The organism is Pseudomonas sp. GXZC (genome assembly GCF_026967615.1).
GTDB classification, from domain to species: domain Bacteria; phylum Pseudomonadota; class Gammaproteobacteria; order Pseudomonadales; family Pseudomonadaceae; genus Aquipseudomonas; species Aquipseudomonas azotoformans_A.
The window spans coordinates 4632009-4649511 of the sequence record NZ_CP114115.1; the positions used below are offsets into that span (position 1 = coordinate 4632009).

15 protein-coding genes are annotated in these 17503 nt (G+C 61.9%); 4 read left to right on the forward strand and 11 right to left on the reverse strand.

Annotation, left to right across the window (positions count from 1 at the left end):
• The first annotated feature begins 76 nt into the window (after window positions 1-76).
• Both OZ428_RS21665 and OZ428_RS21670 read left to right on the forward strand, forming a co-directional pair.
• On the forward strand, window positions 77-940 hold the full coding sequence (locus tag OZ428_RS21665; protein WP_016974860.1) for a LysR family transcriptional regulator: 864 nt from the start codon (window positions 77-79) through the stop codon (window positions 938-940).
• Window positions 941-998: 58 nt separating this feature from the next.
• Window positions 999-2003 carry a LacI family DNA-binding transcriptional regulator gene (locus tag OZ428_RS21670; protein WP_269131236.1) on the forward strand — a complete coding sequence of 335 codons (1005 nt, stop codon included), beginning with the start codon at window positions 999-1001 and terminating at the stop codon, window positions 2001-2003.
• Here the strand turns inward: OZ428_RS21670 and OZ428_RS21675 are convergent.
• The 6 genes from OZ428_RS21675 to OZ428_RS21700 form a co-directional block, all read right to left on the reverse strand.
• A complete protein-coding gene (locus tag OZ428_RS21675; RefSeq protein WP_269131237.1) occupies window positions 2000-2725 on the reverse strand; it encodes an SDR family oxidoreductase in 726 nt (241 codons plus the stop codon). The two genes, OZ428_RS21670 and OZ428_RS21675, sit on opposite strands and share 4 nt — an antisense overlap.
• A complete protein-coding gene (locus tag OZ428_RS21680; RefSeq protein ID WP_269131238.1) occupies window positions 2726-4258 on the reverse strand; it encodes an FGGY-family carbohydrate kinase in 1533 nt (510 codons plus the stop codon).
• Between the two features lie 2 nt (window positions 4259-4260).
• A complete protein-coding gene (locus OZ428_RS21685) occupies window positions 4261-5340 on the reverse strand; it encodes an alcohol dehydrogenase catalytic domain-containing protein (RefSeq protein ID WP_269131239.1) in 1080 nt (359 codons plus the stop codon).
• 28 nt (window positions 5341-5368) lie between these two features.
• Entirely contained in the window at window positions 5369-6361 is a 993-nt protein-coding gene (locus OZ428_RS21690) for an ABC transporter permease (protein WP_033903298.1), read from the reverse strand.
• Window positions 6327-7835 carry a sugar ABC transporter ATP-binding protein gene (locus OZ428_RS21695; RefSeq protein ID WP_269131240.1) on the reverse strand — a complete coding sequence of 503 codons (1509 nt, stop codon included), beginning with the start codon at window positions 7833-7835 and terminating at the stop codon, window positions 6327-6329. Before OZ428_RS21695 ends, OZ428_RS21690 begins: the two co-directional genes overlap by 35 nt.
• Before the next feature lie 63 nt (window positions 7836-7898).
• Complete coding sequence (locus tag OZ428_RS21700; protein WP_038849054.1) at window positions 7899-8822, reverse strand: substrate-binding domain-containing protein; 924 nt, start codon at window positions 8820-8822, stop codon at window positions 7899-7901.
• Window positions 8823-9015: 193 nt separating this feature from the next.
• On the opposite strand from OZ428_RS21700, the gene OZ428_RS21705 reads away from it, so the two are divergent.
• Both OZ428_RS21705 and OZ428_RS21710 read left to right on the forward strand, forming a co-directional pair.
• A complete protein-coding gene (locus OZ428_RS21705; protein ID WP_269131241.1) occupies window positions 9016-9693 on the forward strand; it encodes a sterol desaturase family protein in 678 nt (225 codons plus the stop codon).
• Entirely contained in the window at window positions 9690-10787 is a 1098-nt protein-coding gene (locus tag OZ428_RS21710; RefSeq protein ID WP_269131242.1) for an SMP-30/gluconolactonase/LRE family protein, read from the forward strand. The genes OZ428_RS21705 and OZ428_RS21710 overlap by 4 nt, the downstream gene beginning before the upstream one ends.
• A 60-nt stretch (window positions 10788-10847) precedes the next feature.
• Here OZ428_RS21710 and OZ428_RS21715 read toward each other — a convergent pair whose 3' ends face one another.
• The 5 genes from OZ428_RS21715 to OZ428_RS21735 all read right to left on the reverse strand — a co-directional run bounded on the left by OZ428_RS21715 (window position 10848) and on the right by OZ428_RS21735 (window position 17503).
• Window positions 10848-12359 carry a hypothetical protein gene (locus OZ428_RS21715; RefSeq protein WP_269131243.1) on the reverse strand — a complete coding sequence of 504 codons (1512 nt, stop codon included), beginning with the start codon at window positions 12357-12359 and terminating at the stop codon, window positions 10848-10850.
• Between the two features lie 114 nt (window positions 12360-12473).
• A complete protein-coding gene (locus tag OZ428_RS21720) occupies window positions 12474-12854 on the reverse strand; it encodes a hypothetical protein (protein ID WP_269131244.1) in 381 nt (126 codons plus the stop codon).
• Between the two features lie 2 nt (window positions 12855-12856).
• Window positions 12857-13852 (reverse strand): hypothetical protein, encoded by a 996-nt coding sequence (locus OZ428_RS21725; RefSeq protein WP_269131245.1) that lies wholly within the window; start codon window positions 13850-13852, stop codon window positions 12857-12859.
• A gap of 137 nt (window positions 13853-13989) precedes the next feature.
• Complete coding sequence (locus OZ428_RS21730) at window positions 13990-15051, reverse strand: lipocalin-like domain-containing protein (RefSeq protein WP_269131246.1); 1062 nt, start codon at window positions 15049-15051, stop codon at window positions 13990-13992.
• On the reverse strand, window positions 15041-17503 hold the full coding sequence (locus OZ428_RS21735; RefSeq protein WP_269131247.1) for an ABC transporter permease: 2463 nt from the start codon (window positions 17501-17503) through the stop codon (window positions 15041-15043). Before OZ428_RS21735 ends, OZ428_RS21730 begins: the two co-directional genes overlap by 11 nt.

Here is a 17503-nt window from a genome sequence, read left to right on the forward strand (position 1 = left end):
CTTCGCAGGTAAGCCAGCTCCCACAGTTTCAACCACATTCCATTACACTGTCCCCCATTCATTCCCTGGGGCCTTCATGGACATCGAACTGGCACGCACCTTCCTCGAAATCACCCGCTGCGGCAGCCTGGCCGCCGCCGCCGAGAAACTGCACGTCACCCAGACCGCCATCACCGCACGGGTCAAGAGCCTCGAAAGCCAACTAGGCAGCACACTGTTCGTGCGCAACCGCGCAGGCGCCAGGCTGACCGCCGACGGCGAGGCCTTCGTGGTGTACGCCAACCAATTGCTGCAAACCTGGGAAGCCGCAAAACGCGACCTGCCGCTGCCGGACGGTTATCGCAACGTGCTGCATATCGGTGGCGAAGTCAGCCTGTGCAACCCGTTGATGCTCGGCTGGGCCCAGGCGTTACGCCAACACATCCCCGGCCATGCCCTGCGCACCGAAGTGCGCGAAGGCGACTACCTGTTGCGCCAGCTGGAACTGGGCGTACTCGACGCTGCATTGGTGTTCCAGCCGCAATACTGGCCAGGCTTGCAGGTGGAACAGGTGCTGGAAGAAAAACTGATCCTGGTGCAACTGGTGAGCAACCCAGCGCCCTACGTGTATATCGATTGGGGGCCAGGCTTTCGCCAGCAACACGACGCCGCCCTGCCCGACAAGGCCCGTGCCGCATTGAGTTTCAACCTGGGCCCGCTGGCGTTGCAATACATCCTGGAGAACGGCGGCGCCGGCTATTTCCGCACCCGCGTGGTACAGAGTTACCTGGACAGCGGCGTCATGCAGCGTGTGCCCAAGGCACCGGAGTTCAGCTTCCCGACGTACCTGGTGTACTCACGGGCGCGGGATTCGGCGGTGTTGCAGCAGGCGCTGGGGTTACTGCGCGAAGTGGTCAAGGCCGAAAGCGACTGGTCGCAGCGTTGGGACCCGTTGATTTGAATCACCCTACACCTGCGCGCATGCTAGCCTGCGGGTGTTTCCTTTTGCAGCCTGACCGATGAACAAGAAGAAGTCCGTCACCATCAGCGACATCGCCAAGCGCGTCGGCATGACCACCATCACGGTGTCCCGCGCACTGAGCAAACCCGACCTGGTCAAGCCGGCCACCCTGGCGCGCATCCTCGAAGTGGCGCGGGAGATGGACTACGTGCCCAACGCCTTCGCGCGCGGGCTCAAGCGCAGTGAAAGCCTGATCATCGGCGTGATCACCGCGTCGGTGGACAATCCGTTCTACAGCGAAATGATCAAGGCGATTTCCCGCGAGGCCAAACAGCATGGCTACACCATCATGCTGGTGGACACCGATGAGCTGGAAGAGCTGGAAAGCAAGGCCGTGGACACCCTGTTGGGCTACCGCGTGGCGGGGATCATCCTGTCGCCGGTCTCGGATGAACCGAGCTATCAGCCCGACTACCTCGAACGCCTGGGCAATGGCAAGACCCCGGTGGTGCTGCTCGATCGCACGATCCACGACAGCCCGTTCAGCCGCGTGGTGCTCGACAACTACCACAGTGGCATCCAGGCCGCGCACTACCTGCTGCGCCAGACCCCGAACCTCAAGCGCTTGCTGGTGCTGACCGGCCCCGAGCACTCGCGCATCACCGTCGAACGCCTCAAGGGCCTGCGCGAAGTGCTGGCCGAACACCCGATGGTGCAGGTCGAAGTGCAGGCCGGCGACTACACGCTGATGCCGTCCTACCTGCACACCCTCGACTACCTGGCCGAACACTCGGCGCCGGACGCGATCATGGGCTTCAACCAGTTGATCACCCTCGGTGCCTTGCGCGCACTGCGCATGCACAACATCGCCCATGACAGCCTGACCCTCTGCGGCATCGACCGCCTGCCCTTCGCCGATATCTTCGGCGTGCCCATCGCCTGCGTGGCCCACGATGCGTCCCTGGCCGGCAGCAGCGCGGTGCGCCTGTTGCTCGACCGCCTGGAAGACCCGTTCAAACCAAGGGACAAGGTAGTGATCGCCGGTCAGTTGGAAAACGGCTAGCGGCTGGTGTAGCCGCCGTCGATGGGCAGGCTAACGCCGCTGATCATGCTCGCGGCGCGACTCAGCAGGAACAACACCGGTAATGCCACTTCCACCGTTTGCGCAAAGCGCCCCAAGGGAATCGCCGCCAGTGCCGGGTCGCGCTTGGCCGGTTCGGACCAGGCCATGGCCGCCATCGGCGTGAGCGTCACCGTGGGGTTGACGCTGTTGACGCGAATCCCAAAACGCCCCCACTCGGCGCATTGCACACGGGTGATTGCATCCAGCGCAGCCTTGGAGGCGCAGTAGCCGAGGTGATCGTCCAACGCGACCAGCGAAGCCTGGCTGGAGACATTGACGATGCTGCCAGCGATCTGTGCTTCGATCATCTTGGCCGCTACACGGCTGGCGACCTGGGCAGCAGCGCGGGCGTTGACTTGCATTACCTGATCAAACGCTTCAGCGCTGATGGCGGCGGCCGGCTCCAGGCGCGAGATACCGGCGCAGTTGACCAGGCCATGCAGCGGCGGCAGGTCGTTCAGGGTCTTGTCGAGGGCGACGCTGTCGGCGATGTCCAGGCAGAGGCTGTGGCAGCCGAGTTCGGCCAAGGCTTGGGCGTCGCGGCCGAGGGCAAAGACATCGGCGCCGCTGGCGATCAGTTGCAAGGCGATTTCGCGGCCGATGCCGCTGCTGGCGCCGGTGACGAGGATGCGGTGGTGGGTGAAGTCGAACGCTGCGTTCATTCAGTTCTCCTGCAGGCTGTGCATGATCGGTTTCAGGGCGGGATACAGCTTTAGGTACTCGGCAAACGCCCGGTCATACGCCTCGACATTTTCCATCTTGGGCTCAGCCCGCAACTCCAGCTGCACCCACCCCTTGTCCATCTCCCCATCACTCACCAACCCCACCGTGTGCGCCGCCAACAACGCCGCCCCCAGCGCCGCTTCCACCTCCTGGACAATGGTGTACACCGGGTAGCGTGTGACATCCGCGATGATCTGCATCCACAGATCCGAGTGGCTTGCCCCGCCCACCACGATCAAGCGTGGGTCCAGGGAATGCGCGCCACGGGTGCCCGCTTCGATGTTGTGTCGCAGGGCAAAACTCACCCCCTCCAGCACCGCGCGATACAGATGAATACGGCTGTGGTAGAGGTTCAAGCCGACAAAGCTGCCGCTGGCGCGATCATCCCACACCGGGCTGCGCTCGCCCATCAAGTAAGGCAGGAACAACAGGCCTTCGCTGCCCGCCGGGATGTTCATCGCGCGCTGTTCCAGCAGCACCAGGCTGTCCTGGCCGGTGGCCTTGGCTTGTTGCTCTTCGGCCTGGCAGAACTGCTCGCGAAACCAGCTGACCGAAGCACCGGCGGTGATCGCACCGCCAAAGATGTACAGGTCGCGGTGGCCGTTGTAGACGTGGGGCATGCTCACCAAACCGTGATGGGCATCCACCTGTTGGTTCAGGTAACCCCAGCACATGCTGGTGCCGATCATTGCCACGTGGTTGCCTGGCTGAGTCACACCCGCCGCCAAGGTTGCCATGGCCGCATCGACGCCACCGGCCAGAATCGGTGTGCCCGCCTGCAGGCCGAGGCGCGCCGCCCACTCCTCCAGCAACCCACCGACGACTTCACCGGAAGACACCAGGCGCTCGGGCATCATCGCCTGCGGTATGCCCAGCGCATCGAGCATTTCGCCAGACCAGCCGCGCGCCTTCACGTCGTAGACGCCGCCGATATTGCCGGCGCTGCTATGGTCCACCGCCAACTCGCCGGTGAGGCACCAGTTGATGTAGCTGTTGGGCGGCAGCAGGTAGCGGGTCTTGGCCCACACCTCGGGCTGGTGCTGTTTGAGCCAGAGCATCTTGGTAAAGCCGTAGTAGCTGTCCACCGAGTTGCCGGTGATCGCGAACATCCGCTCCAAGTCCACCTGCTCGCGCACCCAGGCCACCTGCTCACCGGCGCGGCGGTCCATCCAGATCAGGCACGGGTGCAGCGGCGTGATGTGCGCATCCACCGCAATCCCCGAGCCGCCGTACAAGCTGCTGATGCAAAGCGCCTTAACCTGCTGCGCCGCCACGCCGGCCTTGGCCATGCATTGCACCACACAGGTCTCGACGGCATCGAGCCAGACTTGCGGCCATTGTTCGGCCCAGCGCACTTTTGGGGTATCCACGCGATACCCCTGGCTGTGCTGGGCGATGATCGTGCCTTGACCATCCACCAGCAGCGCCTTGGTGCTCTGGGTTCCTATATCGACACCCATCACGTAGTTCATGTTCAGGCCACCGGCTTCAACAGCACCTTGATCGACTGAGTCGAATTGGCCAACGCGAAGGCCTCTGCAAAGTCGTCCAGCGGGAAGTCGTGGGTGACGATGCCCTTGGAGGTGACCAGGCCGCGTTCGAACAGGTCGATGGCGATCGGGTAGCAATACGGGCCGAGGTGGGCGCCGCGGACGTCCAGCTCCTTGCGGTCGCCGATGATCGACCAGTCGACGCTGGTCTCGGCGCCAAACACGCTGAACTCGACAAAACGTCCGAGCTTGCGGATCAGGTCCAGGCCCTGGGTGACGCCCGCCGGCACGCCGGTGGTTTCGATGTAGACGTCGCAGCCATAGTTGTCGGTCAGGCCGTTGATGATTTCGCGGGCGTTGTCGCGCGACGGGTTGATCACCACATCGGCGCCGAATTTTCTCGCCAGTTCCAGGCGCTCGTCGACCATGTCGATCACCACCAGTTTCTTCGGGGTTTTCAACGCAGCGACCTGGACCATGCACAGGCCGAGGGTCCCGGCGCCGGCGATCACCACCACGTCGTCGAGCTGGATATCGCCACGGTTGACCGTATGGATTGAGCAGGCCATCGGTTCCACCAGCGCCGAGTCTTCCAGCGACACCGACTCGGGGATCTTGTGCACGATGGCGGTCTTGGGGATGCGCATGTACTGGGCCATGCCGCCTTCGGCGACTTCACGCTGGAAGCCGAAGATGTTGTGCACTTCGCACATCCAGTACTTGCCCGACTTGCAGAAACGGCACTTGCCGCACGGCACGATCTGCTCGGCAATCACCTTGTCGCCTACGGCGACTTCGAAGTGCTCTTCGGCGCCCTCGCCCACTTCCACCACATAGCCAAAAAATTCGTGCCCCGGCACCACCGGCGCCTTGACCCACGGGTTGTCGCCGCCCCAGAACATTGCGGCGCCCGAGTGGCACTTGCAGTCACTGGCGCAGATGCCGCAGGCGGCGATGCGGATCACCAGTTCATTGGCGCGTGCCTGGGGTTTGCCGATGCGTTCCAGGCGATAGTCTTTCGGGCCGTGGCAGACGACGGCTTGCATGTCGGTGTGCTTGTCCATGGTGTCGGGTCCTGTGCTTGTTAGGTATTTATTTGTGGCGCTGACGGCTGATAAAAATCGCCAGCAAAATGATTGCGCCCTTGATCACGCTCTGGACGTAGGGCGACACGCCCAGCATGTTCAGGCCGTTGTTCAACACGCCGAGCAACATGGCGCCGAGCAACGTACCGACGATCACCCCGCGCCCACCGGCAATCGAGGCGCCGCCGAGTACCACGGCGGCAATCGCATCCAGCTCGAACGACACACCGGCATTCGGCTGGCCGCTCATCAGGCGTGAGGTGAGTACCAACCCGGCAATCGCCGCCGTGAGGCCACTGATGCCGTACACCAGCAACTTGAAACGCGCCGCGCGAACGCCGGACAAGCGCACCGCTTCTTCATTGCCGCCAATGGCGTAGATGTAGCGACCGATGCGCGTGTGTTGCAGCAGCACGTAGGCAGCGAGGTAGGTGAGCAGCATGATCAGGATCGGCACCTGGATGCCGAACAGGCTTTCGCGGCCAAAGAACGCAAACCACTCCGGCAACCCGGAAATCGGATAGCCGTCGGTGTACATCAGGCCCAGGCCACGGGCGATACCCATGGTCGCCAGGGTCACGATGATCGGCGGCATGTGCAGGTAGGCCACGAACAAACCGTTGCCGATACCAAAGGCCACGCCAATCAACATGCCTGCGCCAATCGCCAGGCCGGGCGGCAGGCCCGCGACCATCAACCCGGCCGTGAGCGTGCCGGACAAGGCCATCACCGGCCCGACCGACAAGTCGATGCCGCCGGTGAGGATCACGCAGGTCATGCCCACCGCGATGATCGCGTTGATCGACACCTGGCGGGCGATGTTCGACAGGTTGCTGGCGGTGAGGAAGGTGTCGCTGGCGAGGATCATCACCAGGGTCACCACCACCAGCCCCACGAACGGATAAAACGCCGGCGAGCGCACCAGTCGCGCCAGGTTCAGGCGCAACCGGCTGCTGTCGCCGGTCCTAATGGACGTATTCACTTGAGCCCCCTGTTGCATGGCGCATGACCTCTTGAGGATTGACGGCAGACGCTTCGAGTACCTTGACGATGGCGCCCTTGTGGAACACGGCGACGCGGTCGCACATGCCGATGACTTCCGGCAATTCGGAGGAAATCATGATGATTGCGTAGCCCTGTTCGGTGAGGCGGCGCATCAGCGCGTAGATCTGCGCCTTGGCCCCCACGTCGATGCCACGGGTGGGTTCGTCGAACACCAGCACGTCGCAGTGATGGTTGATCCAACGGGCGATCACCACCTTTTGCTGGTTGCCGCCGCTGAGGTTGAACACCCGGCTTTCGCTGCTGGGGGCCTTGATCGACAGTTGCTTCATCAGGTCTTCGACGCTGGCGCATTCGCGGCTTTTGTCGATCAGGCCCGAGGCGTTCTGGTATTTGGGCAGGTTGTTCAGCGAGATGTTTTCGCGAATGCTGAAGTCGGTGATCAACCCTTCGCTCTTACGGCTTTCCGGCAACAGGCCGATGCCATGGGCCAACGCCTGGGCCGGGTCGTCGAGGGTGATTTTCTCGCCGCGCAGCCACACGTCTTTGCTCACCGACGGCAGCGCGCCCATCATGGCCAGGGCCAACTCGGTGCGGCCGGAACCGACCAGCCCGGCAAAGCCGAGGATCTCGCCCTTGTGCAGTTGGAAGCTGTTATGAGGGCCGTTGCGCACCAGCTGGATGTCCTTGACCTCCAGCAACAGCGGGCCGCGCTCGGTGCTGGGCTTGGGTGGAAAACTGCATTCCAGGCGGCGCCCGACCATCATCTCGACCAGCCGGTCGATGTCACTGTCGGCCACATCGGTGACGCCCACATTGCCGCCGTCGCGCAACACGCTGATGCGGTCGCACACCTGGAAAATCTCCTCCAGGTGATGGGAGATGAAAATCACCGCCACGCCCTGGCGCTTGAGTTCACGCATGATCTCGAACAGCAGCTCAGCCTCGCTGGGCGTGAGGGTGGCGGTGGGTTCGTCGAGCACCAGCAGGCGCGCATCCAGGGCCAACGCCTTGGCGATTTCCACAAACTGCTGCTCGGCCACGCTGAGGTGCTTGACCGCGCATTGCAGGTCGATGGTCACGCCCAGGCGCTTGAACAAGGCCTCGCTGGCCTCGACCATTTCGCGTTTGCGCAACAGGCCGAAACGGTTACTCAGCTCATGGCCAAGGAAAATGTTTTCCACGGCCGTGAGGTAGGGAATCAGGCTGAATTCCTGGAACACGATGCCGATGCCGGCGGCGATTGCATCGCGGTAGGTCGCGAACTGCTGGGCCTGGCCGTCGATCAGGATCTGGCCTTCGTCTTGATGCTCGACGCCGCCGAGGATCTTCATCAGCGTCGATTTGCCCGCGCCATTTTCGCCGAGCAAGGCATGGATCTCGCCGCGCTCGACTTGCAGGTTGATGGACTTGAGGGCCTGTACGCCCGGGTAGCGCTTACAGATGTTTTCCAACTTCAGAAGACTGCTCATACCGCCGACCTCATATTCAGAAGGATGACCTGGGCCCCACGGACAGCGTGGGGCCTGGGTGATTTACCAGCTGAAGTCCTTGGCCTTGGCCTGGTCGATCAGGGTGATGTCCACTGGAATAGTGGCCGGCACTTGCGAGCCCCACTTCTTGGCCAGGGCGATGCCCAGGGCCAGGCGGATCTGGTCGCGCGGGTACTGGGCCGAAGTGGCGATGAATTTGCTGCCGGGTTTCTGGATCGCCTTGATCGCTTCCGGCGCGCCATCGACGCTGACCAGCTTCACGTCCAGGCCACTGGCTTCGATGGCCGAGAGTGCACCGAGGGAGCCGTTGTCATTCACGCTGAAAATGCCCTTGAGGGTGGGCTGGGCCTGCAACATGTTTTCGGTGACGGTCAGCGCCTGGTCACGTTCCTGCTTGCCGTTCTGGATGCTGACAATCTTGATGTCCGGGTGCTTGGCCACGGCCTCTTTGCAGCCGCGTACACGCTCCAGGATCGGCACCACGGCGATGCCGTCGAGGATCGCGATATTGCCTTTGTCGCCGATGTTCTTGGCCAGGTATTCGCAGGCCTGGAAGCCGGCGTCGAAGTTTTTCGAGCCGACGAAGGAATCCAGCGGGCCGTCGGCCTGGGCGTCTACCGCGACGACCACGACACCGGCAGCGTGGGCAGACTTGACCGCCGATTGCACGCCGACCGAGTCCGTGGGGTTGATCAGCAGGATGTCGATGCCTTTTTGCAGCATGTCTTCGACGTCACTGACCTGCTTGGACACGTCGTGACGGGCGTCGGTGATGATCAGTTTCGCGCCGATGGTCGCCCCGGCTTCTTCGAGGGCGTTTTTCATGGTGACGAAATAGGGGTTGTTGATTTCCTGGAAGGACGCGCCGATGCGGATCGGCTTGGCAGCGTCGGCAAATGCCGGGGAGACGGTGCCGAGGGTGATGCTTACAGCCAATAAACACAGGGTTTTCGGGAGCATTTTCATGGCGTGGTTCTCTGTTTTGTTTTTATTGTTAGAGCAAATGTTATCGTTAACATTTTGCGAGAAGCTAACAAGGAAATGGGGGGTATGCAAGCCCCCATTGGTCGCTTCGGGTAAGCCGGTCACTGCAAAACTCGCACATTCCCTGGCGCCAACTAAGCTCACTTTCCAACAAAAAAACACCGAGCAAGCCGCAATGGACCACCCTACCGAGACCTTTCGCGCCCGTTACCGCGCCTCTGTCGCGCCCCATTACAATCCCTGGCTGCACGCCGGTTTCGTGTTCGGCTATGGCGTTGCGTGCATCGCCCTGGCCTGGTCTTCCACGCATCAGATTAGCGCTGTGCAATGGCTGACCGTGCCGCTGACCCTGGTGTTCTTCAACCTCTGCATCTACCTCGTGCACCGTCACCTCGGCCACCACAAGCACGCCTTGGCCCGGCTGTTCTACGCACGCCACACCGGCGACCATCACAGTTTCTTCACCCCCGGCCACATGACCTACGACAGTCCCCGCGACTGGCGCGTCATCCTGTTCCCGGCTTGGCTGATCGTGCTGCACAGCCTGGCAATCACCCTGCCCGCCTGGTGGTTGCTCAAGCAAGTGAGCCCTAATGTCGCCGGGCTGTTCGCGGGGTGCATGATCCTCGGGTATTTACTTTACGAAGTGTTTCACGCCTGCGAGCACCTGCCCGCCAGCCACCCGGTGGCACGGCTGCCGTGGATCCGCCAGATGCATCAACTGCACGCCCTGCATCACCGCCGTGAACTGATGCAGGGGCGCAACTTCAACATCGTCCTTCCCCTGATGGATTACCTGTTCGGCACCCTGCACTGGGAACCGAGCCCCCACGACAACCAGGAATCGTCATGAGTACCCGTCCCAAAAAACTGCGTCATCTGTTGTTTGTCCTGTTGCTGGCGGTGGTCGCCTTTCTGCTGTTGATGCCCACAAAGGTGCAACCCGTGAATTGGACGCCACCCAAGGCGCCGTCGATGAAGAGCGGCCCTTACGCCGAGAACCAGCGCCTCAAGGGCGTGCAGAAAATCGGCGCCCAGGACATCGCCGGGCCCGAAGCCTTGCTGCTGGATGCCCAGGGCTTTTTGATCAGTGGTTTGCATGACGGACGCATCATCCGCACCTCGCCCGACAGCCGCAGCCTGGAAGTATTGGCCAATACCGGGGGGCGGCCCCTGGGCCTGGCGTTGCACCCGGATGGGCGCTTGATCATTGCCGACGGGATCAAGGGCTTGCTCGCCCTCGATGCAAAACATCAACTCACGACGTTGAGCACCAGCGCCAACGGCGTGCCCTTTGGCTTTACCGATGACGTCACCGTAGACGCCAGCGGGCGTTATGCCTACTTCAGCGATGCGTCGAGCCGCTGGGGCTATGGGCAGGATGGCGAAGCGGTGATCGAGCATGGCGGCGACGGTCGGCTGCTGCGTTATGACTTCAGCAACGGCAGCACCGAGGTGCTGCTCGACCAACTGCAATTCGCCAACGGCGTTGCATTAGGACCAGACGAAACCTTCGTGCTGGTGAACGAAACCGGCGCGTACCGCATCAGCCGTTACTGGCTCAAAGGCGAGCGCGCCGGCACCCATGACCTGTTTATCGACAACCTGCCCGGCCTGCCGGACAACCTCAGCTTCAACGGCCAGGACCGTTTCTGGGTGGCGCTGTATTCGCCACGCAATCCCTTGCTGGACAGCTTTGCCGGCTATCCGATGTTGCGCAAGGTGATGGTGCGGGCGCTGATGGTGGTGCCCAAGCCTATCGAACGCAAAGCCTTCGTGCTGGGGCTGGATACCGAGGGCAAGGTCATCGCCAACCTGCAGGATGGCAGCCCGGGGAATTATTCGCCGATCACCACCGCGCGGGAGTATGGGAACTGGTTGTACCTCGGCTCGTTGAAAGGCACGAGCATGGCGCGCTTGCCGTTGGACCTGGCATTGGCGCCCTGACGCAAAAAGGGCATACAGGCGCGCAGCCTGTATGCCCTGGGTACTACGGGTTAAACGTGTTTAGCTCTTGGTGCTGCTCAGCAAGGTCTGTTTGCACAGGTGGCCAAAGCTGACGAACTCCGTGTTATCACCACCGACGCCGATACCTGGGTATTCCAGCACTTCCATGCGCCACACGCCGTAGTTGAAGTCGGTACGCCAGGTGTTCTTATAGCCCTGGGCGTAATCGACGAACGTGGTCTGGAAGTCACCGAAGCAGGTGCCCACATTGATCGTGCCCCCGGCCAGGCCAGCACTGTTGGTGGCCGCCGAATACCCTTTGTAGACGATACTGCCGGTGTTCGGATCGATGTGCTGGTCCAGGTAGACAATCGGGTGCAGCCCCACCAACGGTGCGCCAGTGCTGTCCGAAAGGCCCATGGTCCAGGTCAGGTCGCGGTAGGCCTGGGTGGTCATGTAGCCATAACCCACGTTGGAAGCGGAGTAAGGGATACGCAACACATTGCCTTCGCCCTTCACGTCGGGGTCGTTCACCCGCGGGTTGGAACCAAACGACAGGTTGTATTTGCCCGTTGCGCTCCACGGCTCGTTCGGATGTTGATTCGGGCGAACGCGCACCTTGACCACACCGCCCACACCGGGGCTTGGGATCGACGTCGACACCACGTTGGCCCCTACGGTGACCCACTGGTTGCCATCGAAACGCTCAAGGATCCACTTGTTGCGGGTACTGCCACTGGCAGTATCGGCCGTGAGTGCGATACCGACGCTCTGGCCGCGTACGGCTTTGAAATCAAAGTAGTCGACGTCGTTGAGGCTGTCGGCATTGCCCTTGATGTAGTTCAGGGTGTCCGGCAGCTGGAACGCGGTATCCGGCGTGTCGTTGGGTTCGTAGGCGTCGATATTGTCGTCCACCGCTACACCGAACTGGAAGCTCGAACCCTGCACGGCCGCATTGGCTTCCATGAACCAGTAGTAGTCACCGGCTGGCACGACGCCGCTGAGGCTTTCGTCCGCGGTGCCCGGATTGTTGGACGTGCCCAGGGGAAGCGGGTTGCCTTGACCATCGTCCTGGAACAGGCTCAACGACATGTCGGTGCCTGCTGTCTGGCCTACCAACAGTGCGTTGATGCGTGCCTTCTTCGGCAGGTTGAAGTGGTAGCACAGCAGGTCGCCGGTTTGTACGCCATTGATCGTGTAGAGCAGGTTCACATCCAGCGTGGTCTCACAGCCCTGCACCAGTGCAGCCTGAACGGCGGCGCGTTGCTGAGCGTCCGCTTTCTTGACCTGGGTTACTGGCGCAGGCGCGGCGTGGTCTTCCACCACAGAGTCGGCCTGGGCCTTCGCGGCAAACGCCGGCTTTTTCTGCTGAGCGCCTGCTTGAAGCTGCTGCTTCAGTGCTGCGGACGCCTGGGTGGCCGGGATTTTTCCGCCGGTTTTCAAGGATTGCTTGATCGTCGGTTGCGGCGCTTGCGCAGCCAGGTGAGGGTATTGCTCGGCCAGGGCAAAGGCCGAAACGAAGCAGGAGGCCGCCATGGCCGCGCCCAACATAAAGGCTTTTTTCGATTTCATTTTTTATCCATCCATAGTTAAAAACTGAAGGTCAGGTGACATCCGGTCACCTGGGATGGAATGTAGAATATGACTGGATATATGTACAGTATTTTTTATTGAAAATAATCATTCCTATGGAATCGGGATGTCGCACCACCAGCGCCAGACGATCCACACAACGGTCCCTAAGGCCCAAATGTACCCAACGTAATAAGGCCACACCACCCAACGCTTGAGCGCTAAAGGGACAGACGCCAGTTCGGCTTCAGTCACAACACCGGCCTCCATATAGCGTTTTGAATCTGAGAAAAACGCTAGTATCAGCAGCATGCGATATTGCCTGTCGATCCACTGGTTTCGGCACCAGAAGCGCTTATTGTCGCGAACCCTCTCGTTCTGACTGAAATGGCGTTCCACCTCGTCAAGCTTTGTATATTCCGCAAAAATCATCAGTCCCACGATCACAAACGTTCCAGCAAACAACACGATGGAGTAGATGAGAAAAAGGTCCATGATCAGGTCCCCTCCGGCAGGAAAATCAAATCCCCATCGGCTTCCACGATCCTCCCTCCCAAAAATGAACCAAAACTGCCGAACTCATCACCTCCCACATACCCTCCCGCTGCACCTCCGATAACGCCACAGGCGAGTTCACCTTTTCCCTTCATTCGAATGCCTAAGAACATTGTGCATGCCCGACGAGCTGCGTCTGCACCGACTTTTCCCAGAAAGGCGGCTCCTGCGACTCCACCCGCCAGTCTCCCCGTCTCAACATACTTAGCCCTTCTGCACTGAGCTTCCCTTCCCGTCATACACGCCTCCTTGATCTCCAAACTCGCCACGCCGACGTCCAACGCCAATCCCATGTAAGTCCCTTTGCCCAACCACTTTGACGTCTGCGCAATAGCGCCAATCCTTTGCGCATACCCCGCAATCTCCCCCTTGTGCAAATAGCTCCTCGTCGAAATCCCCAACACCTTCTTCAACGACGCATTACCCTGCAATCCCGTGCCCATCCGTGCAGCCCCTTGCAATTGCCCCTCCAAGCGCCGAAACACCGCCTGGCGCTGCTGGATAAACGCCGCCCTGTCCAACCCGCCGTCTTTCAACCGCTGATGCAGCCGCTCGATTTCCTCCAACGTTTGCGCCACTTCATTCAGGTGCCGCGCCCAGGCCGAAGTCGCACTACCAACGCCAATCGAGCCATTGGTCATGAAACTCTGCAGCAAGTCATAGTTGCCGAGCAGTGCCGTACCCGTCGCCGCATTCAATGCCAGGTGACGACGGACTTCCTCGGCCTGGCGCATCAACCACGCTTCCTCGACCGAGCAATTCAGGCTGTGTCTGTCGGGAATAATCACCAGTTGCCCCGGTGCCACCAAGCCGGGCCGCAGGTGCCGATTCAGCACGTCAAAATGATCGGAACGCGGGCGACTCAGTCCGCCGCCCATCAACCGGGATTTGAGGCTCAGGTAGTCCGTTGCGCGGTCGTTGATAAAGCTCTGCGCCATGCCCCACATCCAGGATGCAATTGAGATGGCGTCGGAATATAAGCAAGCGCCTGCGCCCCGGACACAAGTCCAGGGGGGTCGCTTTACATTTGGGAAGCTGCCTACGCAGCGGTGAAATAGAGCCTACAGAAACCGCCCTAATACCCGGTCATTTCCAGGTAACCCACCCCACCGTCAAACCGCACCGGCCCTTCCCAGTACGGAATACTCAGGCTCATCCAGGCGTTCGGGTTGACGGCTTGGGTGGTGATGTCCAGCTGTTTGCCGGGGATTTTCAGCGACCAGCGCGTGGGAATCTTGCGACCGTCAATCGTGGTGGTTTCCAACGGCACCAGTTGGATATCCGCGTTGTGCAGCGTCTGCGTCTGGCCTTGCGCGTCGATCCAGGTCCCCGTGAGATAACCCGCGCCATCGGCTTGCCGCACCCGAAACAGCATCAACTGCTCGCCACGGTCCAGGTGCAGGGAAAACCAGTCCCAGCCGGTCTGGCTGGCGCTCAGCGGCTGGCTGCTCCACTCGCGGTCGAGCCAGGCCGGGCCGGCGACTTGATAGACCTTGCCATCGACAGTGACGCTGCCACGGGCACTGAAAAACGGCTGGCTGTAGTAGTACGACGCCTGGCCCAGGTCGGACTTGCGGCTGTAGCCCTCGTCACCCTGCAACACCAATGGGCGACTGGAGGTCAGGTGCAGGTCATAGGCGAATTGCGCACCACTGGCCTTGAGTTGCATGTCGGCCAGGCTGCTTACGGCGCCGGGACGGGTGGCGAAATTCCAATCGTCGATCCAGGCATTGAACGGCTGCGCCTGGGCTCCGGCCTGGCCCACGCCGCCGCGCGCAAAGCGTTCGGCGGCATAGTGGTGAGTGGCGGACGTCACGGCGGCGTGGCCAAGCCAGATCGTCGAATCGCGCCAGCCCGCCTCGGTCGGCCCGGCCTTGAGCGTATTGCGGAACAAGGTCCACTGCACGCCGAAGACATTGCCCTGCGCGTCCTTGAGGTTGGCGGTGACGTACCACCACTCGATACGAAAGCCCGGATGGGGGCCATGGTCGTCGGGAAAACTGAACACTTTGCCGGGCACCACTTGGGCAAAGTCCGCCGCGTCACTGCCCAGGCCGGCGAAGCTTTCCTGCGGCTCAGGGACTTTGTCACAAGCGACCAGTAAGCAGCACATCCACAACAGCCACTTAATCTTCATTGGCAAACGTCCTCAACAAATCCGCCGGACGACTGCGATACAACTGCCACAACGGCCATGCCGAGGCCAGCAACGTCGCGAGCATCGCCAGCCCGAGCAATTGCGCGAGTTGCCACGGGAACACCTGCAGCGGCAGGCGCCAGCCAAAGGCCTGCACATTGATCACCGCGTCCAGGCACCAGGCCAACAGCAAGCCGAGCGGCAAGGCCAAGACCAGCGTGAGCACCGCCAGCAGCCAGGTCTGGCCAAGGTTGAGCAGCATCAATTGCCGACGCGTGACGCCCAATGCCCACAGCGGTGCGAGTTGGCCCAGGCGACTCTGGCTCTGGGTCAACAGGCTGATGAACAGCGCCACACCGGCCACGCCCAGCGTCAGGCTGTTCAGGGCAGCGGTGGCGGCGAAGGTGCGTTCGAACACCTGGCTCGACCAGCCTTTGAGTTGCTGTTGATCGACGATACGGCTGTCTTCCAGGGCAAAGGCGCGTTGCACCTCACGCGTCAGCGGTGCCACGTCTGCCGGTGACACCCGCAGGTTGAAACGCGCCGGTGACAGCGTCGGCCAATGGGTCAGCAGGTGCTTGGAATTGACCAGAATATGGCCCTTGGGGTTGCCGTAATCGGCGTAGATCCCGACTATTTTCGGCGTCCAGGTGCCCTGAGGCGTCGGGATGCTCAGGGTATCGCCCAACTTCACCGCCAGCCTACGTGCCAGTTGCTCGCTGAGCATCAGCGTGTCGCCTTGCTGCAACTGGTCCCACGGCTCGCTCGACGCCTCCAACAGCGGCCAATGCTGGCGATAAGTCGGGTCGTCGACCACGCCAAACAGATCCGCCGGCCAGCCCTGCAATTGCACCGCGACCTGCCAGGTGGGCAGCACCGCCTGCACCCGCGGTTGTTGCGCCAACCATCGGCTCAGTTGCTCGGCCTGGGCCGGGTTTTGTGGGTTGAGGTACAGCTCGGCAGTCAGACGCTGCTCCAGCCAGTTGTTGAACGTATGACGAAACCCCGACGTCATGGAGCCTGCCCCGATATTCGCGGCCAGGGCCAACAGCAGCGCCATCAGGGCCAGGCTCAACGCCGGCAATTGCTGACGGCAATCAGCCAGAAACCACTGGCCCAGCACCGAACGGCTGCGTCCCAGAACAGCCTTGAGCAGGCCATTGAGCACCACCGGCAAACCGAGGGCCGCACCGAGCAGTAACGCAGCCATCAGCACGAAGCCAGCAGCCAGGCTATGACCGAACCCCAGCGCCAGCACGGCGGTCACCAGCGCGGCAGCGGCCACCCACCCTTGACGCCGTAACCAACGCCCATGGGCCTCATGCCAGGCCTGCGCATTGGCCAGCGCCAACAAGGGCAAGCGCGCCGCCCGCCACAGGCTGCTGGCACCGGCCAGCAACGCGCCGAGCAAACTCAAGCCCAACCCGGCGCCCCACCACCAAGGGCTCAGGCTCAACTGCCCCGGCACCTCGGCACCATACAAACCACGCAGGCTGGCGGCGACATCCGGCAGCAACAGGCTGGCCAACAGGTAGCCGCTGGCCACGCCTAGCACGCCACCCAGCAACGAAAGCACACCGAGTTCAACGCCCAGGCTGACGATCAACAGACGCACACTGACGCCGCAGGCGCGCAAGGTGCGCAACAGCCCGCGCCGTTGCTCCAGGGCGAGGCCAATGGCAGCGTGCACGATAAACAACCCGACCACAAAGGACAGAAAGCCCAATGCATCGAGGTTCAGGTGAAAGCTTTCGGTGAGGCGCGCGAGATTATTGTCCTCGCCTTGCTTGAGTTGCAGCCCAGCGGGTGGCGTGGGCTGGCCGGCGGCGAAAGTTTTATCCACCAACAGCCGCGACAGGCGATCAGGCATCTCCAGCACAGGCTGGGCAAAGCCGATATCGGTGAGCAACACTCCGGGGGCCATATCGGCCTGGGCTTGCAGCGGCGGCAGGGTGTGCCCGCTCAGGGTGACGGGCTGTTGACCTTCATGCAGCCCCAAGGCCTGCAAGGTCTGCGGTGCAATCCACGTACGCCCCGGCGGTTCGAAAAACGCCAGCATTTGTGCCTGGCTCAAACGCTGCCCTGCCACCGCGCCACTGCCGGGCAACGACACCGGGTCGATGCCCATCAATTGCAGGCGCACCTCCTCGCGCTCCTTGAGCTGCACCCGCCCTTGAACCACCGGCGACACCGGCCAGCCGGCTCGACGCAACTGGGCAAAAACGGCTTGGGGAAAACTGGCGCCGTCCGTCGCGCCGAGGCTGGCCTGGGGTTCGCCGCCGATCAATTGGCTGGCGCGGGCATAGCTGTCGCGTGCCTGGCTGTTGAGGGCCTGCACGCCGATCAGTAGCGCAGTGGCCAGCCACAAACCGGTGAGCACGCTGAAAAACTGCACCGGATGGCGCCGCCAATGGCTGAGCAGCGCGCGCAAGGTCCAATAAAAAACCGCCAT

Excerpts from the sequence above, each read along its gene's own strand:
- OZ428_RS21670 (WP_269131236.1), top strand. The coding sequence starts at position 999 with ATGAACAAGAAGAAGTCCGTCACCATCAGCGACATCGCCAAGCGCGTC.
- OZ428_RS21730 (WP_269131246.1), bottom strand. The coding sequence starts at position 15,051 with ATGAAGATTAAGTGGCTGTTGTGGATGTGCTGCTTACTGGTCGCTTGT.
- OZ428_RS21680 (WP_269131238.1), bottom strand. The coding sequence starts at position 4,258 with ATGAACTACGTGATGGGTGTCGATATAGGAACCCAGAGCACCAAGGCG.
- OZ428_RS21690 (WP_033903298.1), bottom strand. The coding sequence starts at position 6,361 with ATGCAACAGGGGGCTCAAGTGAATACGTCCATTAGGACCGGCGACAGC.
- OZ428_RS21675 (WP_269131237.1), bottom strand. The coding sequence starts at position 2,725 with ATGAACGCAGCGTTCGACTTCACCCACCACCGCATCCTCGTCACCGGC.
- OZ428_RS21705 (WP_269131241.1), top strand. The coding sequence starts at position 9,016 with ATGGACCACCCTACCGAGACCTTTCGCGCCCGTTACCGCGCCTCTGTC.
- OZ428_RS21720 (WP_269131244.1), bottom strand. The coding sequence starts at position 12,854 with ATGGACCTTTTTCTCATCTACTCCATCGTGTTGTTTGCTGGAACGTTT.
- OZ428_RS21695 (WP_269131240.1), bottom strand. The coding sequence starts at position 7,835 with ATGAGCAGTCTTCTGAAGTTGGAAAACATCTGTAAGCGCTACCCGGGC.
- OZ428_RS21665 (WP_016974860.1), top strand. The coding sequence starts at position 77 with ATGGACATCGAACTGGCACGCACCTTCCTCGAAATCACCCGCTGCGGC.
- OZ428_RS21710 (WP_269131242.1), top strand. The coding sequence starts at position 9,690 with ATGAGTACCCGTCCCAAAAAACTGCGTCATCTGTTGTTTGTCCTGTTG.
- OZ428_RS21715 (WP_269131243.1), bottom strand. The coding sequence starts at position 12,359 with ATGAAATCGAAAAAAGCCTTTATGTTGGGCGCGGCCATGGCGGCCTCC.
- OZ428_RS21735 (WP_269131247.1), bottom strand. The coding sequence starts at position 17,503 with ATGGCGGTTTTTTATTGGACCTTGCGCGCGCTGCTCAGCCATTGGCGG.
- OZ428_RS21685 (WP_269131239.1), bottom strand. The coding sequence starts at position 5,340 with ATGGACAAGCACACCGACATGCAAGCCGTCGTCTGCCACGGCCCGAAA.
- OZ428_RS21725 (WP_269131245.1), bottom strand. The coding sequence starts at position 13,852 with ATGGCGCAGAGCTTTATCAACGACCGCGCAACGGACTACCTGAGCCTC.
- OZ428_RS21700 (WP_038849054.1), bottom strand. The coding sequence starts at position 8,822 with ATGAAAATGCTCCCGAAAACCCTGTGTTTATTGGCTGTAAGCATCACC.